At 73.7% G+C, this 22,493-nt stretch carries 22 protein-coding genes and 2 pseudogenes; 15 read left to right on the top strand and 9 right to left on the bottom strand.

The annotated features are described in order from the left end of the window. Positions 1-89: 89 nt before the first annotated feature. From GCU69_RS18515 to GCU69_RS18505, 3 genes are all read left to right on the top strand, one after another. Positions 90-1,676 (top strand): oxidoreductase, encoded by a 1,587-nt coding sequence (locus GCU69_RS18515; RefSeq protein ID WP_098755034.1) that lies wholly within the window; start codon positions 90-92, stop codon positions 1,674-1,676. Between the two features lie 325 nt (positions 1,677-2,001). Continuing rightward, positions 2,002-2,409, top strand: a complete 408-nt coding sequence (locus GCU69_RS18510; protein WP_170315882.1) for a nuclear transport factor 2 family protein — start codon at positions 2,002-2,004, stop codon at positions 2,407-2,409. 85 nt (positions 2,410-2,494) lie between these two features. Continuing rightward, positions 2,495-3,178 carry a DUF6766 family protein gene (locus GCU69_RS18505; RefSeq protein ID WP_098755035.1) on the top strand — a complete coding sequence of 228 codons (684 nt, stop codon included), beginning with the start codon at positions 2,495-2,497 and terminating at the stop codon, positions 3,176-3,178. A 93-nt stretch (positions 3,179-3,271) separates the two neighbouring features. On the opposite strand, the gene GCU69_RS18500 is transcribed toward GCU69_RS18505, so the two are convergent. Beyond that, a complete protein-coding gene (locus GCU69_RS18500) occupies positions 3,272-3,958 on the bottom strand; it encodes a hemerythrin domain-containing protein (RefSeq protein WP_156206666.1) in 687 nt (228 codons plus the stop codon). A 341-nt stretch (positions 3,959-4,299) separates the two neighbouring features. Between GCU69_RS18500 and GCU69_RS18495 the strand changes: the two genes are divergently transcribed. After that, positions 4,300-4,719, top strand: a complete 420-nt coding sequence (locus tag GCU69_RS18495) for a CBS domain-containing protein (protein ID WP_098755037.1) — start codon at positions 4,300-4,302, stop codon at positions 4,717-4,719. 214 nt (positions 4,720-4,933) lie between these two features. On the opposite strand, the gene GCU69_RS18490 is transcribed toward GCU69_RS18495, so the two are convergent. The 3 genes from GCU69_RS18490 to GCU69_RS18480 all read right to left on the bottom strand — a co-directional run bounded on the left by GCU69_RS18490 (position 4,934) and on the right by GCU69_RS18480 (position 6,978). Then, positions 4,934-5,137, bottom strand: coding sequence for a cold-shock protein (locus GCU69_RS18490; protein ID WP_098755038.1), 204 nt, complete (start codon positions 5,135-5,137; stop codon positions 4,934-4,936). A 148-nt stretch (positions 5,138-5,285) separates the two neighbouring features. Further along, positions 5,286-5,447, bottom strand: a complete 162-nt coding sequence (locus GCU69_RS18485; RefSeq protein ID WP_156206665.1) for a zinc ribbon-containing protein — start codon at positions 5,445-5,447, stop codon at positions 5,286-5,288. 199 nt (positions 5,448-5,646) lie between these two features. Next, a complete protein-coding gene (locus GCU69_RS18480) occupies positions 5,647-6,978 on the bottom strand; it encodes an erythromycin esterase family protein (protein WP_156206664.1) in 1,332 nt (443 codons plus the stop codon). A gap of 175 nt (positions 6,979-7,153) precedes the next feature. Here GCU69_RS18480 and GCU69_RS34395 point away from each other — a divergent pair. The 9 genes and pseudogenes from GCU69_RS34395 to GCU69_RS18440 form a co-directional block, all read left to right on the top strand. Beyond that, positions 7,154-7,330: pseudogene (locus tag GCU69_RS34395) on the top strand (glycoside hydrolase family 97 C-terminal domain-containing protein); the annotation flags it as partial. Positions 7,331-7,396: 66 nt separating this feature from the next. After that, complete coding sequence (locus GCU69_RS18475) at positions 7,397-8,197, top strand: NPCBM/NEW2 domain-containing protein (protein ID WP_235978554.1); 801 nt, start codon at positions 7,397-7,399, stop codon at positions 8,195-8,197. Between the two features lie 280 nt (positions 8,198-8,477). Beyond that, positions 8,478-9,800: a saccharopine dehydrogenase family protein gene (locus tag GCU69_RS18470; protein ID WP_156206663.1), complete on the top strand. Its 1,323-nt coding sequence runs from the start codon at positions 8,478-8,480 to the stop codon at positions 9,798-9,800. A gap of 403 nt (positions 9,801-10,203) precedes the next feature. After that, on the top strand, positions 10,204-11,226 hold the full coding sequence (locus tag GCU69_RS18465) for a LacI family DNA-binding transcriptional regulator (RefSeq protein ID WP_156206662.1): 1,023 nt from the start codon (positions 10,204-10,206) through the stop codon (positions 11,224-11,226). 64 nt (positions 11,227-11,290) lie between these two features. Beyond that, a complete protein-coding gene (locus tag GCU69_RS18460) occupies positions 11,291-12,820 on the top strand; it encodes a sugar ABC transporter ATP-binding protein (protein WP_098755041.1) in 1,530 nt (509 codons plus the stop codon). Continuing rightward, entirely contained in the window at positions 12,810-14,774 is a 1,965-nt protein-coding gene (locus GCU69_RS18455; protein ID WP_098755042.1) for an ABC transporter permease/substrate-binding protein, read from the top strand. Before GCU69_RS18460 ends, GCU69_RS18455 begins: the two co-directional genes overlap by 11 nt. Continuing rightward, a complete protein-coding gene (locus tag GCU69_RS18450; RefSeq protein ID WP_156206661.1) occupies positions 14,771-15,781 on the top strand; it encodes a ribokinase in 1,011 nt (336 codons plus the stop codon). Before GCU69_RS18455 ends, GCU69_RS18450 begins: the two co-directional genes overlap by 4 nt. Continuing rightward, positions 15,778-16,167, top strand: coding sequence for a D-ribose pyranase (gene rbsD, locus GCU69_RS18445; protein ID WP_098755044.1), 390 nt, complete (start codon positions 15,778-15,780; stop codon positions 16,165-16,167). The genes GCU69_RS18450 and rbsD overlap by 4 nt, the downstream gene beginning before the upstream one ends. Positions 16,168-16,344: 177 nt before the next feature. Continuing rightward, positions 16,345-16,620: a GlsB/YeaQ/YmgE family stress response membrane protein gene (locus GCU69_RS18440; RefSeq protein ID WP_098755045.1), complete on the top strand. Its 276-nt coding sequence runs from the start codon at positions 16,345-16,347 to the stop codon at positions 16,618-16,620. A gap of 105 nt (positions 16,621-16,725) precedes the next feature. On the opposite strand, the gene GCU69_RS18435 is transcribed toward GCU69_RS18440, so the two are convergent. The 5 genes and pseudogenes from GCU69_RS18435 to GCU69_RS18415 all read right to left on the bottom strand — a co-directional run bounded on the left by GCU69_RS18435 (position 16,726) and on the right by GCU69_RS18415 (position 21,323). Continuing rightward, positions 16,726-17,529, bottom strand: coding sequence for an SAM-dependent methyltransferase (locus GCU69_RS18435; protein ID WP_156206660.1), 804 nt, complete (start codon positions 17,527-17,529; stop codon positions 16,726-16,728). A gap of 168 nt (positions 17,530-17,697) precedes the next feature. Further along, positions 17,698-19,157 (bottom strand): annotated as a pseudogene (locus tag GCU69_RS18430) (aminotransferase class I/II-fold pyridoxal phosphate-dependent enzyme). A gap of 119 nt (positions 19,158-19,276) precedes the next feature. After that, entirely contained in the window at positions 19,277-19,723 is a 447-nt protein-coding gene (locus tag GCU69_RS18425; protein ID WP_156206659.1) for a nitroreductase family deazaflavin-dependent oxidoreductase, read from the bottom strand. Between the two features lie 184 nt (positions 19,724-19,907). Then, the gene (locus tag GCU69_RS18420; RefSeq protein WP_098755049.1) at positions 19,908-20,468 is read right to left on the bottom strand and encodes a dihydrofolate reductase family protein; all 561 of its coding nucleotides are present in this window, start codon (positions 20,466-20,468) and stop codon (positions 19,908-19,910) included. Between the two features lie 288 nt (positions 20,469-20,756). Continuing rightward, positions 20,757-21,323 (bottom strand): carbohydrate binding domain-containing protein, encoded by a 567-nt coding sequence (locus GCU69_RS18415; protein WP_098755050.1) that lies wholly within the window; start codon positions 21,321-21,323, stop codon positions 20,757-20,759. Positions 21,324-21,598: 275 nt separating this feature from the next. Between GCU69_RS18415 and GCU69_RS18410 the strand changes: the two genes are divergently transcribed. Then, positions 21,599-22,024, top strand: a complete 426-nt coding sequence (locus GCU69_RS18410) for an Hsp20/alpha crystallin family protein (RefSeq protein ID WP_156206667.1) — start codon at positions 21,599-21,601, stop codon at positions 22,022-22,024. A gap of 43 nt (positions 22,025-22,067) precedes the next feature. Continuing rightward, a complete protein-coding gene (locus GCU69_RS18405; RefSeq protein WP_098755051.1) occupies positions 22,068-22,472 on the top strand; it encodes a DUF2267 domain-containing protein in 405 nt (134 codons plus the stop codon). The last annotated feature ends 21 nt before the right edge of the window (positions 22,473-22,493 follow it).

Raw genomic sequence — 22,493 nt, 5'->3', positions numbered from 1 at the left:
CGGCCGTCACGCCGGCCGCGCGCGGCGCCGGGCGGCTTCACGGCGTCCCGTCTTGTCCCGGGCGCTCCGCGCCAGCATGATCGTCAACCATGCGGCCCGGCGAACTCAACGACACCGAAAGCCAGTTGTGGAACTCCTTCGCCACGGGCGCTCCCGTGGACGCCCGGGGCGGCCCTCCGGCGGCGCGGCCCGCGGTCCGGGCCGAGGTCGTCGCGGCGCTGCTGCTCGGTGCCGGTGACGATGTTGCTCCGGGCGGCCGGCCGGGACTGCGCCTGGCCGGTGTCCGTGTCACGGGCAGGCTGGATCTGCGGTTCGCGGAGGTGGCCGTGCCGGTCCGCCTGGAGGAGTGTGTCTTCGACGACGTTCCCTCGCTCGGCGGTGCCAGGTGCCGCGAACTGGTGCTCTGCGGATGTGTCGTGCCGGGTCTCGCAGCCGGCACCGCCCAGTTCGACGGCAGGCTGGTCCTGTCGCGCTGCCGCCTGACCGGCCCCCTGGTCCTCACCGGTTCACAGATCCACGGCGACCTGGATCTCCGTGACACCGCGATCGCCGCGCCCGGGACCGAGGCGGTGTCCGCCGTCCGCCTCGTCGCGGGCGGTGACGTGCTGTGCGGCAACCTGGACGTGCGGGGCGGGTTCCGTCTCTCCGGCGCCGCCGTCGCCGGAGAGTTCGACCTGGCGGGCGCCTCCCTGCGCAATCCCGGCGGCCACGCCCTGGACGCCTACCACGTCCAGATCGACGAGGACTTCACCTTCCATCCGGGCTTCAGCTCCGAGGGACGGGTCATCCTGTCGGGCGCCACGGTCGCGGCCGGGATCGGCTTCTGCGGAGCGCTGCTGAGCAATCCGGGGGACGTGGCGCTGGAGGCCGTCGACGTCACCGTCGCCCGCAACTTCGACCTCGGCCGGGGCCTCACCGTCGACGGCGGCGTCAAGCTCGACGGCAGCAATGTCGGCACGCAGCTCAGCTTCCTCGACGCCGTCCTGTCCAACCCGGGCGGCACCGCCCTGTCCCTGCGGCTGGCGCAGGCCCGGGAGACCGATCTGCGCACCCGCCGGCCGGCCGACGGCACGGTTGACGCCCGCAACGCCCGGCTGGGCACCGTGCACGACACCCCGGCCTGCTGGCCCGCGGACCTCCGGCTGGCGGAGGCCACCTACGACGCCCTGTCCTCGCCACTGACCGCCGCGGAACGGCTCGACTGGCTCCGGCGCAGCTCCGACGGCTACCTTCCGCAGCCGTACGAGCAGCTCGCGGCCACCTACCAGCGGCTCGGGCACGACGACGAGGCACGCACCGTGCTCCTCGCCAAGCAGCGCGAGCGGCGTGGCATGCTTCCCCCGCACACCCGCCTCTGGGCCTACGTCCAGGACGCGGCCGTCGGCTACGGCTACCGGCCGCTCCGGGCCGGCCTCTGGCTCATGGCGCTGCTCGCCTGCGGGTCGCTCTTCTTCGGCGCGCGTCCCCCCGTGCCCGTGGAACCGGAGACGGCACCGCGGTTCCAGGCCGTCTTCTACACGCTCGACCTTCTCGTTCCGGTCACCGCCTTCGGCCAGGAGACCGCGTTCGTGGCACGCGGCACCGGGCAATGGCTCGCCTACGCGCTGACGGCCGCCGGGTGGATCCTGGCGACGGCCGTCGCCGCCGGCGTCTCACGGGGCATCAGCCGCCAGTGACACGGGGCGGGCCCGGGTCCCGGCCGGGGGCCCCGGAACCGGACGGTGGGCCGCCGGCGTCCGGTACGGGAGTGACGCGCCGATCGACAGCCCAATCCGGGGGCGTGCTTCCGCCGGTGGGGTACACCATGAATGCCGGGCGTCCGCCACGGCGCCGCCCACCGTCCGCGACCGGTTCGCCGGGAGGCCGCGGCGCCGAGGCTCACGGGGCCTTCCGTGGCCGCACATCCGGTGGCGGAGGACCCGGCGGGTTCCCCTCCGGAGTGTGCGGTTGCCCCGTGAGGCCGTGCCCGGCGGACGACCGAGGAGGAGGTGCGGTGTGCCGATGCCGCAGTGGCGGATCGCCGCCGGATGCGCGGCGGCCGCGGTACTGACGATCACCGGGTGCGGAAGCCTGGACGAGCGGCGGACGGCCGCCTCGGAGGCGGCCCTCGCGTTCGAGGAGGCGCTGCGGACGGGGGACGGTGCCGCCGCGTGCGAGGCGCTGGCCCCCGGCACCCGTGACGAGCTGGTGAAGTCCTCCGGCGCGCTGTGCCCGCGGGCGGTGCTGGAGGAGGAGCTGAGCCCGGCCGGCACCGTCCGCCGGGTGGACGTCCACGGCCGCCAGGCACGGGTGCGGCTGGCCGGGGACACGTTGTTCCTGGCCGGCTTCGACGACGGCTGGAAAGTGGTGGCCGCGGGCTGTGAACCGCGCCCGGAACAGCCCTACGACTGCACGGTGAAGGGCGGTTGAGCGCCATGCGGCTGATGTTCACCGGTTGTCTGCTGCTGATCGCCGCCGGGCTGGTCTACGTCATCGTGCTGGGGGTGTTGCAGCGATGAGCAACCGGCGCGGGTTCCTGCGGGACAACAGCCTCGGCCTGTTCTTCCTCGCCGCGTTCCTGCTGGCCCTGGCGGGACAGGCCCTCGCGGGCCGGACCGAGTACAACAACCAGCTGGAGGCCGAGCAGCTGGAACCGGTCGGCTTCTGGACGTACGTGTCGAGTTCCGACTTCGGCGTCGACGTCATGGAGAACTGGCAGTCGGAGTATCTCCAGTTCTTCCTCTACATCTTCCTCACCGTCTGGCTCGTCCAGCGCGGCTCCCCGGAGTCGAAGAGCCCCGGCCGGGAGGGCCGGGAGTCCGACGAGGAGCAGTACGCCGGCGAGCACGCGGCGGCTGATTCGCCCCGCTGGGCCTCGGCCGGAGGCACCCGGCAGTGGGTGTTCTCGCGTTCCCTCGGTCTGGTCATGGGCACCATTTTCGTCCTCTCCTGGCTGGCCCAGTCCCTCGCGGGCGCGGCCGCCCACAACGAGCGGCGGCTCCAGCAGTTGCAGGCTCCCCTGTCCTGGGGCCAGTACCTCACATCGGCCGACTTCTGGAGCCGTACGCTGCAGAACTGGCAGTCCGAGCTGCTGGCCATCGCCTCCATGGCCGTCCTCTCCGTATATCTGCGCCAGCGCGGTTCCCCGGAGTCCAAACCGATCGGCTCCGCGCACGCCTCGACCGGCGTGGAGGGATGACGGCCCGCGTCGGGCCGGGCCCGGCGCCTTCCGCGGGAAACCGGTCCGGCCGTCCGCCGACGCGTCCGGCGCCGCGACCGCCCCGGAACGACGTCATCTCCCGGCGCGCCGGGCGCGCAGCATCCTCCGGGCCGTCCACACCGTGCCCGCCACGCCCGCCGCGCCCGCCGTCAGGGCGGCCTTCCACATCGGGCTGTCCCTGCCCGGGGTGAGCAGGTCGCGGGTGCGGTCGTAGGCGCTCAGGGGCACGCCCCGGGTCACGTTGCCCGGCGGTCGCCTCGGCACCCCGGGGTGCGGACGAGTGGGGGCGGTCAGCCGGCTCGCCTCCCAGGCCCGTCCCAACCGCACGAGCCGGCGGCGGCCGGCGACTGCTTGCAGACGGGGCAGCAGCTCGTCCTCCTCGTCGCGGATGTCCTCGTCGATCAGTTGGAACGCCCGTTCGACGCGGCTGTCGTGCTCCGGGTCGAGCGGCCCGAGACGGTCGATGTCCGCGAAAAGTTCGTTGATCTGCTGGTGTTCGGTTTCCACGCGCGCGGTCAGCTCTTCCCCGTCCGGCAGCAGTCGGCGGACAGCGGGCCAGAGGACCGTCTCCTCGGCGAAGGCGTGGCTGAACACCAGCTGCCTGATCTGGTCCAGGAGCTGTTCCCGCGGCCCGTCGCCGGCGTCGCGGTAGTCCGTCATCAGCCGTGCCAACGTCGTGTGGTCCCGCCGTTGGCGGGCGAGGACGCTGCGCGCCCCGCCCAGCTCCGCGACGGTCTGGCCGGCCAGCGATACGGTCATCGGGTGTCCCTTCGGCTGTCGCTCGGGCGGCACCGTGCGGCCCGGGCGGTCGGCAGATACGCGCCGGGGCGGTCGAGTGCTCGAGGCGCGGCCGTGTACCCGTGGCGGCCGGACGTATGCGCTTTCCGGCCCCCCGCCGCCCGGACACGGGGCCCGGCCGGGTCGCGGCGGGCGGTGGGGTGGTTCCCGGGCCGTTTGCCGGGCACCCGGAGGGCCCGGGGGCGTCTCGCGGCCGTGCGCGGCGGACGGAGGCTCCGTCCCGGTCGCAGGGAGGGGACTCCCCGGCCCGGCGACGAGCCGCCCCCACGACGTTGAGCGACCGATCCGACAAGGAGCTTCCGATGGTGCAGCAGGTACGTGAGGTCATGACCGGCCGGCCCGTCACGGTGCGGCCGGACACCCCCGTGGCGGAGGTGGCCCGGCGTATGCGGGACGAGGACATCGGTGCCGTCGTCGTCGCCGAAGAGGACCAGGTGAAGGCACTGGTGACCGACCGCGACCTGGCGGTGCGGATCCTCACCGAAAGCGGTGACACCGGCGCGAAGACGGTGCGGGATGCCTGCAGCCCCGAACTGGTCACCGTCTCGCCGCAGGACTCCGTCGACAAGGCGGTGGAGCTGATGCGCGGTCACGCGGTACGCCGGCTGCCCGTGGTGGAGGACGGGCGTGCGGTGGGCATCGTCTCGCTCGGCGATCTGGCCGTCGAACGTGATCCCGAGTCGGCGCTGAGCCACGTCAGCGCCGCCGATCCCAACCGGTAGCGGCCGATCCCAACCGGTAGCGGCCCGCCGCCCCCGAGCCGCGGGGTCCGGTCCGGAGTGCCGGGCTCAGCCGCTGCTGGTGACGGTGCCGGTGCCGTGACCGAAGGCGCCGTCGGTCACCGGCACCGGTCCCGGCTCTCCGGGACCGGTGCCGGCCGTGCCCGTCCCGCCCGCTCCCGGACCACGGGGCCGGGGGCCGCTCCCGCGCTCTCCGTCAGATCGGCCGGATGTTCTCGGCCTGTGGGCCCTTCTGTCCCTGAGTGACATCGAACTCCACCCTCTGCCCGTCGGAGAGTTCCCGGTACCCCTGGACGTCGATATTGCTCTGGTGCGCGAACACGTCGGGTCCGCCCTCGTCCTGCTCGATGAATCCGTAACCCTTCTCAGAGTTGAACCATTTGACTGTTCCGGTAGCCATTCCGGGTCCCTTTCCGGACGAGTGGCCGCGGCCCGGAATGGGCCTTGGCTGTTGCTGGAGGCGGTCGAAGAGCCTCGCAGGAGGGAAACTAGCGGCATGCGGACGCCGGTGACGGCAACGGCACGCGGGCAGTTCCACAAGGCTCCGCTCACGACTTGTTGCCGGGCTCGTTCCTGCGGGTTTCGAATTCCTTGTGCCCGTTGGGACAGGCCGGGATCTTCTTTCCCTGCTCCGCGTGGACTTTCTCGTCGCACTTCGCGCAGTAGAAGTCCCCGGTCTTCTGGGCCCTCTCGCCGGCCTTGGCGGTCATGGCGGTCACCTCCGTTTCGCCGGCCGATTGCCGGCCGTCGGGAATCCCGGCCGCCGNGCACGGCACCGCGGCCGGCCGGTCGCGCCGGGCGTCCGCCCGGCGCGGGCAGCCCGGCACCACCGCCGGGCGGAGTTCTCGGGGTGCCGGGCCGGTGCCCCGCCCGGTGGGGGTGCCCCGCGCGGCGGGTTCCGTACGGGACTCACAGGCCTTCGGGCCATGTCTGTTCCTCGGCGGTACGGGCCGGGACGGGGCTCAGCGGGGTGAGGGCGCCGGTCCGGTCGAGGTGGCAGAAGGCGTCGTAACGCCGGCCGAGGACGGTGGGCACGTAGTTGCCCCAGCGCTCCTGCCACGGCCGGTAGACGACCCCGATGGCACGGTGGTCACGCTGCCGGAGGAACCACTCCGGTGACCCGCCGGCGCCCTGCCCCCCGCCGTCCGCCGGGGGAAAGACGAACAGGGCCTGTCCGCCGGGGAACACCTGGTGCAGCAGGTCCTCGACGCTGCCCGGGCGCGCGGGCGGGACCTCCGTCCTCCGGGGGACCTCGCCCCAGCCTTCCGCCGCGATCACGGTGCCGGAGAAGGAGCCGAATCCGACGAGTACGACGCCTTCGGCCCCGTGCCGTTCGCGGACGAGCCCGCCGATGTTGACCATGCCCGCGTCGGCCATGTCGGTGGCGCGGGCGTCACCGACATGCGTGTTGTGCGCCCACACCACCGCCTTGGCGTCCGGGCCGTGGTGCTCCATGAGCCGGTCGAGGGTGTCGGCCATGTGGTGGTCGCGGATGTTCCACGACTCCGGACCGCTGCCGATCATGGCCCGGTAGTACCGGTCGGCTCCGGCCAGCACCTCCGCGTTCTGCCGGGCGGCGAACTCCGCCAGGCTCCCGTCCGCGGCCGTAGTCTCCGCGGCCCGCCGGCGCAGCCCGGTGAGCAGCGCCACCACCTCGGGCTCACAGCCTTCGGGGGTGAAGCGGGTGGCCAGCGCGTAGGACTGGGGGTCCTCGGCGTACGGCTCGAAGCAGCGGTACGCCTCCACCGCCCGTTCCACCCGGTCGGGGTCGTGTGCGCGCAGGTGGTCGAGGACCGCGTGGAGCGACTCCCACAGGCTGTACACGTCCAGCCCGAAGAAGCCGACGCGGCGCCCGGGCGGCAGGTCCTCGTTGTGCTTCCGCAGCCATCTCGTGAACGCGGCGACGTCCGTGTTGGCCCACATCCACGTCGGCCAGCGGCGGAAGCCCTCCAGCACCTCGCGGGGGTCCTCGGGCGCGTCCCGCGCACCGACGAGCGAGCAGTGCACGGCCTGGCAGTCGGGCCAGTCGCCCTCCACGGCGACGAAGGAGAAGCCCTTCTCCTCGATCAGCCGCCGGGTCAGCGCGCCCCGCAGCCGGTAGTAGTCGGCGGTGCCGTGCGAGGCCTCGCCGAGCAGGACGTAGCGGGCGTCGCCGACGCGTTCGAGCAGGGGATCCAGCGAGCCCGCACCTGACAGCGGCAGCGCCTCGTCCCGGATGCGGGCGTGGTCGGTCTCGGTCACGGCGTGCTTCCCTTCTGCCGGACCGCCCCCGGGTTCCCGCGCTCCGTACGGAGCAAACGGGTCCGTTCGACGGCGGAGCGGGGCGGCGCGGGTCCACCGCTCCGTGGACGTACGGGCCTGACCGGCGGCAGGCGCGGGGCTCGCCCGGGTCCCCCGGACGGCCGGCGGGCGTCACTGGTTCCTCGGCGCCGTCACCTCCGGCGCGGCCCGCACGCTCCGCGTCCCGCTGGACTTCCTGCCCGGCGGGAACTGGCTGGTCGAGACCGTACGGGACGGCGACGGCGGGCTGGTCCGGGAGAGCCGGGTCCTGGACCGCCACGACACGCTGAACGTCCCGGCCCGGGCCGGCGGAGGCTTCGCCGCCCTCGTCTGCCGCGCCGGGCCCGGCGTCACCGGCTGCGACCGGCCGGTGGACCGCGTGCCGCCCGCGCCCCTGACCGCCGGCCCGCGGAACCCCGTCGCCGAACGCGGAACGACGGTCGGCGTCGAAGGGCGGTTCACCGTCGACGCGTTCGGCCCCGTCACCGATGTCACCCTGGACGCGGAGGCGCCCGAGGGCTGGACGGTGGAGGGCACGGGCGCGCGGGCGGGGGAACTCGCGACCGGCGAGCCGCTGACCGCCCGCTGGCAGGTCACCGTTCCGCGGGACGCCGCCTTCGGCTACACCCCGGTCCCCGTGACCGCGACCTACCGCGTCCCGGGCGCCGGAGCCGACGCGCCCGCTCTGCGCGTGCGGCAGGCGGTACGGGCCTTCGTCCATCCGCCCGGTGTGCGCTACGCGAGCGACCTGCCGTTCACGGCCGAGACCAACGGCTGGGGCCCGGCCGAACGCGACCGGTCCAACGGGGAGCAGGCGGCAGGCGACGGCGGCCCGCTGCGGATCGGCGGCACCACGTACGACAAGGGCGTCGGCGTGCACGCCGACGCGGACATCACGCTGGAACTGGCCGGTGCCTACGAACGGTTCACCGCGCACACGGGAGTCGACGACGAGGTGTCCGCCGCGGGCTCCGTGGTCTTCGAAGTGATCGGTGACGGTATGGTCCTGGCCCGCAGCGGCGTCCTGCGGTCCGGTGACCCGCCGTTCACCCTCGCCGCGGACGTCCGCGGCGTGGACACCCTCACCCTGCGCGTCACGGACGGCGGCGACGGCATCAACAACGACCACGCCGACTGGGGAGACGCGCGGCTGGTCCTCCCGGAACGGTCCACCGGGTGACGGCGGCTGACGGGCCGACGGGCCGGACTGTTCCAGCGGCACGCGCTCAGCGCGCTCGCCCTGTTCGGCATCCGGTCCTTCACCGGGCTGGTCCACATGCTCGCCGTCCCGACGGGCCGCCCCGGTGGGCTACCTCACCCGTCCGTACACCGTCCACCGCAGCCGCGACGTGCGCCTGGGTTCACGAGCCCCGCGGCGCGGCTGGGAGCGCACCCGGTGAACGACGCGGTCCGGCGGCCGCGGCACGGGACCCGGGCGACGCCCGTGACAGGGTGCCTTCATGGACGACAACACCCCTGACAGCCCGAAGGACGGGCCGCGGGACCGCCCGCACGACAACCCGGCCGGGCCGCGCTCACGCGTACGCGATCTGGACATCGTGGTGTACGGCGCGACCGGCTTCGTCGGCGAGCTGACCGCCGCTCATCTCGCCGCCGCCGCACCTCGGAGCACCCGGATCGCGCTGGCCGGGCGGTCGCGGGAGCGGCTGGAGGCCACCCGTTCCCGGCTGGGCGAGCGCGCCCGCGACTGGCCGCTGCTGGTCGCCGACGCCCACGACACGGCCGCGCTGGGCGGGATCGCCGCCGCCGCGCACGTCGTCGTGACCACCGTCGGCCCGTACGCCCGGTACGGCATGCCGCTGGCCCACGCCTGCGCCGCGGCCGGCACCGACTACACCGATCTGTCCGGTGAGGTGCTCTTCGTCCGCGACAGCATCGACGCCCATCACGAACTGGCCCGCGGCACCGGCGCGCGGATCGTCCACGCCTGCGGATTCGATTCCGTCCCCTCCGACATCGGGGTGCACGTCCTGCACGAGCGGGTGCGGGCCGACGGGGCGGGCGAGATGACGGGCACCGCACTGGTGCTCACCTCCGTGCGCGGCGGGATCAGCGGCGGCACCATCGACTCCCTGCGCGGGCAGATCGACACGATGCGCACGGACCGCGCGCGCCGGCGGCAGGTCCTGGACCCGTACACCCTCAGTCCCGACCGGGCCGCCGAGCCCGACTTCGGCCGGCAGAGCGACTTCGCGCTCCTCAGGGGCTCCGCCGTCAGCCCCGCGCTGCGCGGCACGCTGGCGCCCTTCGTCATGGCCCCCTTCAACACGCGTGTCGTGCGGCGCAGCAACGCCCTGCGCGGTCACGCCTACGGTTCGCGTTTCCGCTACCGGGAGGCGATGGCCGCCGGCCGCGGGCCGCTGTCCCCGCTCATCGCCGCCGGTACGGCCGCGGGGATCGGCGGGCTGCTGGCGGGGCTGGCCCTGCCGCCGACCCGCCGGCTGCTGGACCGGCTGCTGCCCGCGCCCGGCACCGGGCCGGACGAGGAGACCCGGGAGCGGGGGCACTTCACCGCGGACCTGTTCACGATCACCACGACCGGCGCGCGGTACACCGCCCGCTTCCGGGCCCAGGGCGACCCGGGTTACCGGGCGACCGCGGTGATGCTCGGCCAGTCGGCCCTCGCCCTCGCGCTGGACCGGGACGCGCTGCCGGACTCCCCCGGCGGTGTCCTCACCCCGGCGACCGGCATCGGTGACGCCCTGGTGGCCCGGCTGCGCGCGGCCGGCACCACCGTCGCCGTCCGGCCCCTGCCCGGCTGAGGGCCGCCGCCGGCCACCGGACGGTGCGCGACGGGAGCGGCGGGGGGAGCGGCGCGGGGGGTGGCCGGACCTCTGATCAGCGTCTCCGACGGCACCCCTCGGACCCGGTGACACCACCCCCCAGGTCATCGACTTCGACAGGGGGCAACAGTCATGCCGGGCCCGGAGGCCGGCGGCCCTCTTGCAGGACCGCGAAAAAGATAACGGGGGCGGCGCGGGGGGAGGTACGGGGGAGCGGCGCGTGGAAGGTACGGGGGGCCGGTGCGCGGCCGGCCCGCGGCCGTGGCCGGCGGTCCGGCCGAGGTCACGATCCGGCATCGGAGGCCGGGCCACCTCTTGACCCCCGACGATGTAATCGTTTCCAATCCTCGGTGTAATCGATACCACGAGGAGGTGGGATCCCATGGCGAGCATCAAGGACGTCGCCACCGCGGCACAGGTCTCCGTCGCCACCGTCTCCCGCGTCCTCAACGGCCACCCCGCCGTCAGCCCCGACACCCGCGCCCGCGTCCTGGCCACCGTCGAACGGCTCGGCTACCGCCCCAACGCCGTCGCCCGCTCCCTGCGCACCCGCCGGACCCGCACCCTCGGCCTGGTGATCAGCGATGTGCTGAACCCCTTCTTCACCCAGCTCGCCCGCTCCGTGGAGGACGAGGCACGGGCCCTGGGCTACAGCGTCATCATCGGCAACGCCGACGAGCAGCCCGCGCAGCAGGACCACCACATCACCACCCTGCTGGAGCGGCGTATCGACGGACTGCTGGTCAGCCCCGCCGACGGCGGTTCCCCGATGATCCACGACGCCGCCCGCAGGGGGACGCCGATGGTCTTCGTCGACCGCTGGATCCCCGGTCTCGACGTCCCCGTGGTCCGCGCCGACGGGCGCGCCGCCGTGACCGGGCTCGTGGCCCACCTGTACGCCCTCGGGCACCGCCGGCTCGCCATGATCAGCGGGCCGGCCACGACCACCACCGGGCACGAGCGCGTCGAGGCCTTCCGCACCGCGCTGCGCGAGCACGGACTGCCGCTGCCCGCCCCGTACCTCGGCCAGGGCGACTTCCAGGCCGACAGCGGCCGCCGGGTCACCGAGGGCTTCCTCCGCCTCCCCGAACCTCCCGACGCCGTCTTCGCCGCCGACAACCTGATGGCCCTCGGCGCCATGGACGCCCTGCACGAGCGGGGGCTGCGCATCCCCCAGGACATGGCGCTCGCCGCGTTCGACGACATCCCCTGGTTCGTGCACACCGATCCCCCGGTCACCGCGATCGCCCAGCCGACCGGCGACCTCGGCCGCGCTGCCGTACGGGCGCTGGCCGAGCGGCTGGAGGGCAGACGCCCGCCCTCGGTGACGCTCCCCGCCCGTCTCGTCGTCCGCCGCTCGTGCGGCGAACCCGCGGCGGACCCGGCGCCCCCGGGCACCCCGTGACGTCCCGCCCGCACCGGGCCCGCCGGTCCGCCGCATCCTCCGTCCCCCACCCCAGGAGCAACCCGTGAGCAGCCCAGAGACGTTGCTGCGCATCGAAGGCATCCGTAAGACGTTCCCCGGCGTGGTCGCCCTCGACGGCGTCGACTTCGACCTGCGCCGCGGCGAGGTCCACGTCCTGCTGGGCGAGAACGGCGCCGGGAAGAGCACCCTGATCAAGGTGCTCTCCGGCGTCCACGCCCCGGACGACGGACGCGTCCTCGCCGACGGGAAGGAGGTGCGGATCCACGGCGCCCAGGACGCCGAGCGGCTCGGGATCGCCACGATCCACCAGGAGTTCACCCTGGTCCCCGACCTGACGGTCGCCGAGAACATCTTCCTGGGCCGTCAGCCGCGGCGCTACGGCCTGGTCGACCGCAAGCGCATGGAGGCCGAGGCCGCCGGACTGCTGGAGCGGGTCGGCGTGCGCGTCTCCCCGCGCGCCAAGGTCCGCGAACTGGGCATCGCGCAGCTGCAGATGGTGGAGATCGCCAAGGCGCTCAGCCTGGACGCCCGCGTGCTGATCATGGACGAGCCGACCGCCGTCCTCACCTCCGAGGAGGTGGAGAAGCTCTTCTCCATCGTCCGCACGCTGCGCGAGACGGGCGTCGGCATCGTCTTCATCACCCACCACCTGGAGGAGATCGCCGCCGTCGGCGACCGGGTCACCGTGCTGCGCGACGGCCGCAGCGTCGGCCGGGTCCCCGCCGGAACCCCGGAGGACGAGCTGGTGCGGCTGATGGTGGGCCGCAGCATCGAGGCGCAGTATCCGCGGACCCGGCCCGGCACCGGGGAGCCGCTGCTGACGGTGCGCGGACTGACCCGCGACGGCGTCTTCCACGACGTCAGTTTCGAGGTGCGCGCCGGTGAGGTCGTCGGCCTGGCCGGGCTGGTCGGCGCGGGGCGGACCGAGGTCGCCCGCGCCGTCTTCGGCGCCGACCCCTACGACCGCGGCACCGTCGAGGTCGGCGGCACCCGGCTGGCCCGGCACGACGTGAACGCCGCCCTGGCCGCCGGCATCGGGCTGGTGCCCGAGGACCGCAAGGGCCAGGGCCTGCTGCTGGACGCCTCCGTGCAGGACAACCTGGGCCTGGTCACCCTGCGGTCCGCCACCCGGGCCGGGCTCGTGGACCGCGCCGGCCAGCGCGCCGCGGCCGGACGCATCGCCGAGAAGCTGGGCGTACGGATGGCCGGGCTCGGCCAGCAGGTGCGCACCCTGTCCGGCGGCAACCAGCAGAAGGTCGTCATCGGCAAGTGGCTGCTGGCCCGGGCCCGGGTGCTGATCCTCGACGAGCCGACCCGCGGCATCGACGTCGGCGCCAAGGTGGAGATCTACCAGCTGATCAACGAGCTGACCGCCGCCGGGCACGCCGTCCTGATGATCTCCAGTGATCTGCCCGAAGTCCTGGGCATGAGCGACCGGGTCCTGGTCATGTCCCAGGGCCGGCTCGCGGGCGAACTTCCCGCCGACGAGGCCACCCAGGACGCCGTGATGGCCCTGGCCGTGAGCACGACGAACACAGCGACACAGAACGAGGAGGGCTCCCGTGGCCTCTGACACGCATCTGAGCGGCGCCCCGGCAGGCCGGGCGGGCGCCGTGCGCCGGCTGCTGCTGGAGAACGGCGCGCTCAGCGCCCTGGTGGTGCTGGTGGTGGGGATGTCCCTGCTCTCCGGTGACTTCCTGACCACGCAGAACCTGCTCAACGTCGGGGTGCAGGCCGCGGTCACCGCGATCCTCGCCTTCGGTGTCACCTTCGTCATCGTCTCCGCGGGCATCGACCTGTCGGTGGGCTCGGTGGCCGCGCTGTCGGCCACCGTGCTCGCCTGGACGGCCAGCGAACAGGGCCTGCCCGTCTGGATCTCGGTGCTGCTGGCCCTCGGCACCGGTCTGGCCTGCGGTCTGGTCAGCGGCGCCCTGGTCAGTTACGGCAAGCTGCCGCCGTTCATCGCCACCCTGGCCATGCTGTCCGTGGGCCGCGGCCTGGCCCTGGTCATCTCGCAGGGCAGCCCGATCGCCTTCCCCGAGTCGGTCTCCGGGATCGGCACCACCCTCGGCGGCTGGCTCCCCGTCCCGGTGCTCGTCATGATCGCGGCGGGCCTGCTCACGGCGCTGATCCTGGGCCGCACCTACCTCGGCCGTTCGATGTACGCCATCGGCGGCAACGAGGAGGCCGCGCGCCTGTCCGGGCTGCGCGTCAAGCGGCAGAAGCTCGCCATCTACGCGCTGTCCGGCGCCTTCGCCGCCGTCGCGGGCATCGTGCTCGCCTCCCGCCTGGTCTCCGCCCAGCCGCAGGCCGCCCAGGGCTACGAGCTCGACGCCATCGCCGCGGTGGTCATCGGCGGCGCCAGCCTGGCGGGCGGCGTCGGCAAGGCCTCCGGCACGCTGATCGGCGCGCTGATCCTCGCCGTCCTGCGCAACGGCCTGAACCTGCTGTCGGTCTCCGCCTTCTGGCAGCAGGTCGTCATCGGTGTCGTCATCGCCCTCGCCGTCCTGCTGGACACGCTGCGCCGCCGGGCCGGCGTGACACCCGCCGCGGCGGGCGCCCCCGGGACGTCCGGCCCCGGGGCGGGCGGCAAGGGAGCGCGGGCGGCGCGGTACGCCGTCGCCCTGGTGTGCGTCGCGGCCGTGGTCGCCGCCGTGACGTTCTGGCGCTCCGGCCCCTCGGGCACCACGACGACCAAGCTCGGCATGTCGCTGTCCACGCTCAACAACCCCTTCTTCGTGCAGATGAAGGCCGGAGCCCAGCGGGAGGCGAAGGAGCGGGGCATCGACCTCACGGTCACCGACGCCCAGAACGACGCCTCCCAGCAGGCCAACCAGTTGCAGAACTTCACCAGCGAGGGCCGGAGCGCGATCATCGTCAACCCGGTGGACTCCGACGCCGCCGGCCCGGCCACCCGCTCCGCGGGCAAGGCGGGCATACCCGTCGTCGCCGTCGACCGGGCCGTCAACAAGGCGGACACCGCCACGCTCGTCGCCTCCGACAACGTCACCGGCGGACGGCAGGCCGCCAAGTCGCTGGCGGAGAAGCTCGGCGGCAAGGGCACGGTCGTCGTGCTCCAGGGAACGGCGGGCACCACGGCCAGCCGTGAACGCGGGAAGGGCTTCGCCGAGGGCATCAAGGACTACCCGGGCATCGAGGTCGTCGCCAAGCAGCCCGCCGACTTCGACCGCACCAAGGGCCTGGACGTCATGACCAACCTCCTCCAGTCGCACCGTGGCGTGGACGGCGTCTTCGCGGAGAACGACGAGATGGCTCTCGGCGCGATCAAGGCGCTGGGCGCCAGGGCCGGGGACTCGGTCCCCGTCGTCGGCTTCGACGGAACCCCGGACGGGCTGAAGGCCGTCAAGGACGGCAGTCTGTTCGCCTCCGTCGCGCAGCAGCCCGGAGAACTCGGCAGGATGGCGGTGGAGAACGCCGTCAGGGCCGCCGAGGGCAAGGAGACCCCGTCCATGGTGAAGGTGCCGGTCAAGGTCGTGACCGCGAAGAACGTGGACGACTTCTCATGAGCACGGCCGGGACACCCGCGGCGGAGCCCGCCGCGCGCTGCGACCTGCTGGTGGTGGGATCGGCCAATGCCGACCTGGTCATCGGCGTCGAGCGGCGTCCCGCCGCGGGCGAGACCGTCCTCGGCTCCGATGTGCGCGTCCACCCCGGCGGCAAGGGCGCCAACCAGGCCGTCGCCGCGGCCCGGCTGGGGGCCCGCACCGCGCTGCTGGCCCGGGTCGGCGACGACGGCCACGGACGGCTGCTGCTGGACTCGCTGCGCTCGGCGGGCGCGAGTACCGCGGCGGTGCTCGTCGGCGGGGCCCCGACCGGCGTCGCTCTCATCACCGTGGACCCGGACGGCGACAACAGCATCGTGGTCTCCCCCGGCGCCAACGCCCGGCTCACCCCCGGTGACGTCCGGGAGGCCGCGGACCTGATCGGCGCGGCGCGGGTCGTGTCCGCCCAGCTGGAGATCCCGCTGGAGACCGTCGGCGAACTGGTCCGGCACCTGCCCGGCGGCAGCCGCTTCGTGCTCAACCCCTCGCCGCCCGCCGCACTGCCCGCCGAGATCCTGTCCGCCTGCGACCCGCTCGTCCTCAACGAGCACGAGGCCCGGTTCGTCCTCGGCGCCGACGGCAGGGCCGGGGCCGACGCGAACGGGCAGGCCGGAGCGGCCGGGGCGAATACCGGCGGGGCGGGCGACAGAAGCGGCACGGCGCCCGAGGACCGGGCGCGTGCCCTGCTGGAACTCGGCCCGCGGTCCGTCGTCATCACCCTCGGCGCCCGCGGCGCGCTCGTCGCCGACAGCCGCGACGACACCTGCGTCCACATCACCAGCCCACGGGTGGAGGCGGTCGACACCACCGGGGCCGGCGACGCCTTCACCGCGGCGCTCGCCTGGCGCCTCGGGCGGGGCGACAGCCTGCCGGACGCCGCACGGTACGCCGTGCGCGTCGGCGCGGCCGCCGTCACCGCCCCCGGCGCGCAGGAATCCTTTCCCACTCCCGAGGAGGTCGCCGCCCTGTGAGGAAACACGGCATCCTGAACCGCCGGCTCGCCGGGGCACTGGCCGGGCTGGGGCACACCGACACCGTCCTGGTGTGCGACGCCGGCATGCCCCTTCCGACCGGTCCCGAGGTCGTCGATCTCGCCTTCCGGGCCGGCATCCCCGCGTTCGCCGACGTCCTCGACGGGCTGCTCGCGGAGCTGGTACTGGAGGGGGCGACGGCCGCGCACGAGGTGACCGGGGCCAACCCCGAGACCGCCCGGCTCCTGCACGGCCGTTTCCCCGCCCTGGAACTCGTCCCCCACGAAGAGCTCAAGGTCCGCGCCGCCGGGGCCCGTCTGGTCGTACGCACCGGAGAGGCCCGGCCGTACGCCAACGTCCTGCTGCGCTGCGGGGTCTTCTTCTGACACACGCGCACCTGGCCGCCGGGCCGCCGGGCCGCGGACGGGCCGGAACACCGGCGTGACGCACCGCGCGTCGCGCCGGTGTCCCGCGTTCCCCGGCGGTTCCGGCGTTTGAAACCGCTCCCGCCGCGCACGCGATGAACAGAACGGAGTTGTCCGAACCGAGTCAGGAGAACCATCATGGGCATCATCGCGTGGATCATCATCGGGCTTCTTGCCGGCGCCATCGCCAAGGCCCTGATGCCGGGGAAGGACCCGGGCGGCATCATCATCACCATGCTGATCGGCATCGTGGGCGGTCTGCTCGGCGGCTGGCTCGGCAAGGTCATCTTCGGGGTCGACTCCATCGACGGTTTCTTCGACCTCTCCACCTGGATCGCCGCCATCATCGGCTCGCTGATCCTGCTGGCCCTCTACCGGGTCGTCGCGGGCCGCAGCACGCACCGGCACGCCTGACCTTGCCGCCGGCCGGCGGCCACGCGCCGCCCACCCCGGGGCGACGGCTCCCGCGCGGCAGGCGCGGGAGCCGTCGCATGCGCGGCGGGCCGTGCCGCCGGGCCGTCAGCGCTTGTACGCCACACCGGCGTAGCCGGGGACGACGACATCGCGGTCCGGCAGTTCGGTGGCGTCGTCCGGCCGCCACTCGGTGGGCAGGACCAGGCCCGGTTCGACGAGTTCCAGCCCTTCGAAGAACCGGGCGATCTCGGCGTGCGAGCGGGCCCGCAGGGTGACGCCGCCCGCCGCGTAGAGCCGCCGCACCTCCGCCTCGGCCTCCGGGTCGAAGTCCCCCGTGCCGTGCGAGAGGACCAGGGCGCTGCCGGGAGCGAGGGCGCCGACGAGGCTGCGGACCAGGGGGTGGGCGTCCTCGTCGGGGATGAAGTGCAGCAGCGCGTTGAGGGAGAGGGCGACCGGACGCCGGAAGTCCAGGAACTCCCGGGCCGCGGCGACGACGTGTTCCGGTTCGCGCGCGTCGGCGTCCACGTAGTGCGTGGTGCCTTCCGGTGTACCGGCCAGCAGGGCCGCGGACTGCCGCAGCACGAGCGGGTCGTGGTCGACGTAGACGACGCGCGAGTCCGGCGCCACCGCCCGGGCGGTCTGGTGCAGGTTCGGCTCGGTGGGGATGCCGCTGCCGATGTCGAGGAACTGCCGTATGCCCTCACCGGCCAGCAGGCGGGTGGCGCGGTGCATGAACGCCCGGTTCGTACGCGCGCTGTACGCGGCCGTCGGGTGGACGCGGAGCATCTGCTCGGCCAGGGCGCGGTCCACGGGATGGTTGTTGCTGCCGCCCAGGAGCCAGTCGTACACCCGGGCGGGGTGCGGCCGGCCGGTGTCGTCGCGCTCGGCTGTGGCGTCGGATCCCGTCATGGCTGCTCCAGGGGGTCGAGGCGCTCTCCCGCGGGGCCGGACCGCCCCGGCGTCAGATTAGCCCCCGGACCGCGGCCCGGCCCATGGCCCGTCACATCCCGGGAGGCGGGCCGCCGGACGGCGCGCCGGAGGCGGTGCGGCACCGGGGGCGGCGGGCCGCCGCGGGCGTCAGCGGGCCACGACCCGCATCGTCCGCATCGACGGGTCGGCGGCGTCGGGGATCAGCAGGCCCGCCGCCGCTCCGCTGACCAGGAAGTCCACCACCTCGGCGGTGATGACCTCGCCCGGCGCCACCACGGGAACCCCCGGCGGATACGGGCTCGTCATCTCCGCGGCGATCCGGCCCACCGCCTTCTCCGCCGGGACCTGCTCCGCCTCGCCGAAGAAGGCGTGCCGGGGCAGCATCGCCTGCTCCAGCTCCAGGGCGCCCGGTTCCGGCAGCAGCACCCGGGGCCGCCGCTCGAGGGAACCGGCCTCCTCCACCAGGGCCCGCAGCGAGTCCACGAACAGCTCCTCGGTCCGGTCGGCGTCCGCGTGCGTGATCTGCCCGCTGATCCGGCAGGTGTCGGAGGCTCCGACGTCGACATGCCGGGCCGTGCGCAGCCACTCGGCCGCCTGCATGCCGCTGATGCCCAACTCCCGCACGTCGACAGTGATCTTCAACGGGTCCAGCTCGGCCGTGTACCCCTCGTGGACGGCCTCCTGGTCCAGCAGCCGCAGCCCGGGCATGGCGGCGACCTCGGCGCGGATCCGGGCCGACCGGCGCAGTGCCGTGTCCAGCAGTTCCCCGCCCTGCTCGACCATCTGGCGGCGCCAGCCGTCGAGCGCGCAGTACACCAGTGAGGACGGGCTGGTGGTGCCGAGCAGGTCCTCGCGCTGCTTGAGCACGTCCACCGCCACCCGGTCACCCCGCAGATGGAAGACGGAGCTCTGCTCGACGGCCCCGCCCATCTTGTGCACGCTGGTGACGACGAGATCGGCCTCACCGTCCATGCCCCAGGTCGGCAGGCTGTCGTGGAAGGGGAGATGGGCGCCCCACGCCTCGTCGACGATGAGCGGGACGTCGAGGGCGTGACAGACCCGGGCCACCCCGCGGATGTCCGCGCACGAGCCCCAGTCGGTGGGGCTGATCAGCAGCATGCCCTTGGCCTCCGGGTGCGCCCGCAGGGCACGCTCGACGTCCTCGGGCCCGGGCGGGTGCGCCAGCTGCCGCCCGGCGTCGAAGTGCGGGTGCACCCACACCGGGTCGACCCCGTTGACGATGACGGCCGCGATCACGGACTTGTGGGCGTTGCGGGAGACGAGCAGTTTCTCGCCCGGGCCCGCGACGGCCAGCATCGCCGTCTTGACCGACAGGGAACTGCCGCAGGTCGAGAAGAAGGCACGGTCCGCCCGGACGGCGTCCGCCATCAGCTCCTCCGCCTGCCCCACGACGGCGTGGGACTTGCGGCGGTCGTCCAGGCCGTTGAGGGACAGCACGTCGGAGCTGAAGACGCCCTCGCCCAGCACCGCAGGACACGGGGGTCGACGCCCCGGCCCTGCTTGTGCCCCGGAGGTCCGTACACCACGTCGCCCCGGCGCCGGAAGTCCTCCAGCGCTTCCAGCACGGGCACGCGGGAGTGGTCCATCGCTCGTCTCCTTGGTCGTCCGCCGTCGCGTTCGGTACCCGTGCGCGGCCGCGCGCGGGACGCCGCGGGAGCCGGTGGCCCCGGTTCCCGCGGTGTCCCGGGCCTGCCGCGCGCGGGGGTCAGTGGGGCGTGGCCGCCGGTTCGAGTACGAAGACGGGAATCTCCCGGTCGGTCTTCCTCTGGTAGTCGGCGTAGTCGGGGAAGGCCGCGACGGCGCGCTCCCACCACACCTTCTTCTCGTCACCGGTGACCTCACGGGCGGTCATGTCCCGCCGCTCCGGGCCGTCCTGCAGCTCGACCCGGGGGTCGGCCACGAGGTTGTGGTACCAGACCGGGTGCCGGGGAGCGCCGCCCTGGGAAGCGACCACGGCGTAGTCGCCGTCGTGCTCCACCCGCATCAGCGGGGTCTTGCGGATCTTGCCGCTCTTGGCGCCGCGGGTCGTGAGCACGATGACCGGCATGCCGCGCATCGTCGTGCCCTCGGTTCCGCCGGAGCTTTCGTAGAGCTCGACCTGGTCGCGCACCCACTGCTCGGGGCTCGGCTCGTACTCGCCTTCCAGAGGCATGGCATCCGTCCCATCGCTCACGGTTTCCTTGGCGCCGGCCGGACCGGGGATCCGCCGGTCACGGCGCGTATTTCCCGTCCGACCCTGTCGAATACCCCGGGAACGCGCAATCACCGCGGGACGTGTCGACGCACCCGCGCCCCGCCGCGCCGCCGGAGGACCGGAGTGAGCGCATCCGGCGGGATCAGGCGGGCCGGTACGTGTCCACCCGGACACCGCTCGCGAAGGGCGCCGTGTCCGTGAGCCGCCACACCGCCTTCCGGGTCGTCTCGGGGAACACCCGCGCGCCGGTGCCGACGGTCACGGGGAAGACCATCAGCCGCAGCTCGTCCACCAGACCGTTGCCGAGGAGGGTGTGCACCAGGGTCCGGCTGCCGGTGACCAGCACGGGGCCGCCGTCCTGTGCCCTGAGGTCGCCGGCGACGGAGACGGGGTCCTCCGCGCGCACCGTGGTGTTGTGCCAGGCCGGCTCGGTGAGCGTGCGGGAGACCACGACCTTGGGCATGCCGTTCATCTTGTCGGCGAACTCGCCGGTGTAGCCGGGCCAGGCGCCGGCGAAGGACTCGTACGTCACCCTGCCCAGCAGCAGGGTCTCGGCGGCGAGCACCTCGTGGAGCTTGTAGTCCATGTACTCGGGCTCGTGGTATTCCGCGGCCCAGCCGGTGTGCGGATGGCCGGGCTCCCCGCCCGGCGCCTCCATCACACCGTCCAGGGTCACGAGCTCCGACACGATCAGCTCTCTCATCACGGTCCTTCCACGACGCCGTTCGTCCGCTGTCGGGTGTACGGACTTCCCCGGGCCGCGGAACTCATCGGTGCCGCGGGAGCACGGTGCCACGACGGAGCCGCCGCGGCACCCACGGGTTCTTCGCGCGGGCACCCGGCCGGCGCACCGGCCCGCCCACGCGGCCGACCGTCCGGCGCAACCGGCCGGCCGTGCCGCACGGCGCACGCGGCGCACGCCGCGGCGGCGCTCCGCGGTCCGGCGCCCCCTCGAAGGGCGAGGGGGGACGCCGGCCGCGCTGCTCTCCGGTTACTCGGCGCCGGTCAGCGAGATGTCGTCCAGGCACAGCGTGAACGCGTCGTTGCCGCCCACCTGGAAGGCGAGCTGCGCCGCGTCGTTGTCGCTCTGGGCGGTGAACTCGTGGCTGACCGGCTCCGCCTCCGCGCCGATCTCGTCGTCGGAGGTCAGCTCCGTGGCGTACGGCTCCTCCGCCTCCTGGACGTTGACGCGGATGGTGACGTCGGCGGTGGCCGTCGCGGTGTAGGTCAGGGTGTAGACCTCACCGGCGGCCAGCGGGATGTCGTCCTGGCCGATGATGGCCTCCCAGGGGTCGACGGTGTCGCCCGGAATGTCGGCGCACAGCTGCCCGTCCTCGACGGAAGCCGGGTTGTTCTCGGTCCACCACCACGGGGCGGTGACGCCTTCCTCGAAATCACCGTTGACGACGAGTTCCGGTCCGGCGGCCTGGCCGGCCGCGGCGGCGGGCGCGGCGAGCGCGCCGCAGGCCAGTCCCGTGAGGGCGAGGACGGCGAGCAGCGGACGGGCGCCGGGGGTACGGCCGGGGGCGCGCGGGGCACGGCGAAGCGTGTGGCTCATGGGTCGGTCCTTCCGGACGTGGGGGGCGGAGATGGGGGTGGACGGGGTCCGGCCGCGACGGACCGGACCGCACCCGACCTCATGGGAGCGCTCCCACCGAGACTGCTGCGCTCACGGGGCGGCTGTCAAGACGCACATGAACGCCTCCGGCGGGGGCAGAAGGGAGGAGCCACTGCTGAGCTTGAGTTGCCTCTTGTCAATTTTTCTCCTGCGAGCTATATAACAAGGTATAGGGCATCGCACTCAGTGGAGTCGCACGAGAGGAGATGATCGTGGTGCTCATGCGTACCGACCCGTTCCGGGAACTCGACCGGCTGACCCAGCAGGTCTTCGGTGCGGCGAACCGGCCGGCGACGGCCATGCCGATGGACGCGTACCGGTCCGGTGAGGACTTCGTCGTCCACTTCGACCTGCCCGGCACCGATCCGGAGAGCATCGACATCGATGTCGAGCAGAACGTCCTGACCGTCCGCGCCGAGCGTCGCTTCCCGGCCCCCGAGGGCGCCGAGGTGATCGCGTCCGAGCGGCCGTCGGGCAGCTTCAGCCGCCAGCTCTTCCTGGGCGAGACGCTCGACACCGAGCGCATCGACGCCCACTGCGAGGGCGGCGTGCTCACCCTGCGGATCCCGGTCGCCGAGCAGGCCAAGCCGAAGAAGATCCGCATCACGGGCGGCGACACACCCAAGCAGATCAGCAGCTGACCGCGGAAGTCCCGCGGCGGAGAGAGGAAAGGGATACCGAACCATGCACTGGAGCAGGCTCGTCGAAGCGGTGCGCGAACGCGGGCAGTACCCGACCAGCAAGGAAGCCGAGCGGGTGACCCGCATCGTGCTCTCGGCCCTCGGCGGCCATGTGACGGGGCCGGAGCGGGTGGAACTGGCCCGCCGGCTGCCGCCCGAGGCCGCCGCCGTGGTCGCCGCGCAGATACCTGCCGTCCAGCCGCTGACCGCCTCGGAGTTCGTGGACGGCGTGGCGGCCCGCATCGAGGGCGCGACACCCGCCACCGCCCGGTGGGATGTCAGTTCCGTCCTCAGCGTGGTGGCGGACGTGGCCGGTGACGACCTCGTGGACCGCCTGATCGGCGACCTTCCCTCCGGCTATGCGCTGCTGTTCGGCCGTGCCGAGCTGGCCCGGCCGCAGCCGGCCTGACCGCCCGGCGACTTCCCCGCC

This window comes from Streptomyces lycii, assembly GCF_009735685.1.
GTDB lineage: Bacteria > Actinomycetota > Actinomycetes > Streptomycetales > Streptomycetaceae > Streptomyces > Streptomyces lycii.
This window is presented reverse-complemented; position numbering and strand designations above follow the sequence as displayed.

What these genes read in the sequence shown, in the direction of transcription:
- GCU69_RS18515 (WP_098755034.1), top strand. Translation starts at nt 90, where the DNA reads ATGCGGCCCGGCGAACTCAACGACACCGAAAGCCAGTTGTGGAACTCC.
- GCU69_RS18510 (WP_170315882.1), top strand. Translation starts at nt 2,002, where the DNA reads ATGCCGCAGTGGCGGATCGCCGCCGGATGCGCGGCGGCCGCGGTACTG.
- GCU69_RS18505 (WP_098755035.1), top strand. Translation starts at nt 2,495, where the DNA reads ATGAGCAACCGGCGCGGGTTCCTGCGGGACAACAGCCTCGGCCTGTTC.
- GCU69_RS18500 (WP_156206666.1), bottom strand. Translation starts at nt 3,958, where the DNA reads ATGACCGTATCGCTGGCCGGCCAGACCGTCGCGGAGCTGGGCGGGGCG.
- GCU69_RS18495 (WP_098755037.1), top strand. Translation starts at nt 4,300, where the DNA reads ATGGTGCAGCAGGTACGTGAGGTCATGACCGGCCGGCCCGTCACGGTG.
- GCU69_RS18490 (WP_098755038.1), bottom strand. Translation starts at nt 5,137, where the DNA reads ATGGCTACCGGAACAGTCAAATGGTTCAACTCTGAGAAGGGTTACGGA.
- GCU69_RS18485 (WP_156206665.1), bottom strand. Translation starts at nt 5,447, where the DNA reads ATGACCGCCAAGGCCGGCGAGAGGGCCCAGAAGACCGGGGACTTCTAC.
- GCU69_RS18470 (WP_156206663.1), top strand. Translation starts at nt 8,478, where the DNA reads ATGGACGACAACACCCCTGACAGCCCGAAGGACGGGCCGCGGGACCGC.
- GCU69_RS18465 (WP_156206662.1), top strand. Translation starts at nt 10,204, where the DNA reads ATGGCGAGCATCAAGGACGTCGCCACCGCGGCACAGGTCTCCGTCGCC.
- GCU69_RS18450 (WP_156206661.1), top strand. Translation starts at nt 14,771, where the DNA reads ATGAGCACGGCCGGGACACCCGCGGCGGAGCCCGCCGCGCGCTGCGAC.
- GCU69_RS18440 (WP_098755045.1), top strand. Translation starts at nt 16,345, where the DNA reads ATGGGCATCATCGCGTGGATCATCATCGGGCTTCTTGCCGGCGCCATC.
- GCU69_RS18435 (WP_156206660.1), bottom strand. Translation starts at nt 17,529, where the DNA reads ATGACGGGATCCGACGCCACAGCCGAGCGCGACGACACCGGCCGGCCG.
- GCU69_RS18425 (WP_156206659.1), bottom strand. Translation starts at nt 19,723, where the DNA reads ATGCCTCTGGAAGGCGAGTACGAGCCGAGCCCCGAGCAGTGGGTGCGC.
- GCU69_RS18420 (WP_098755049.1), bottom strand. Translation starts at nt 20,468, where the DNA reads ATGAGAGAGCTGATCGTGTCGGAGCTCGTGACCCTGGACGGTGTGATG.
- GCU69_RS18415 (WP_098755050.1), bottom strand. Translation starts at nt 21,323, where the DNA reads ATGAGCCACACGCTTCGCCGTGCCCCGCGCGCCCCCGGCCGTACCCCC.
- GCU69_RS18405 (WP_098755051.1), top strand. Translation starts at nt 22,068, where the DNA reads ATGCACTGGAGCAGGCTCGTCGAAGCGGTGCGCGAACGCGGGCAGTAC.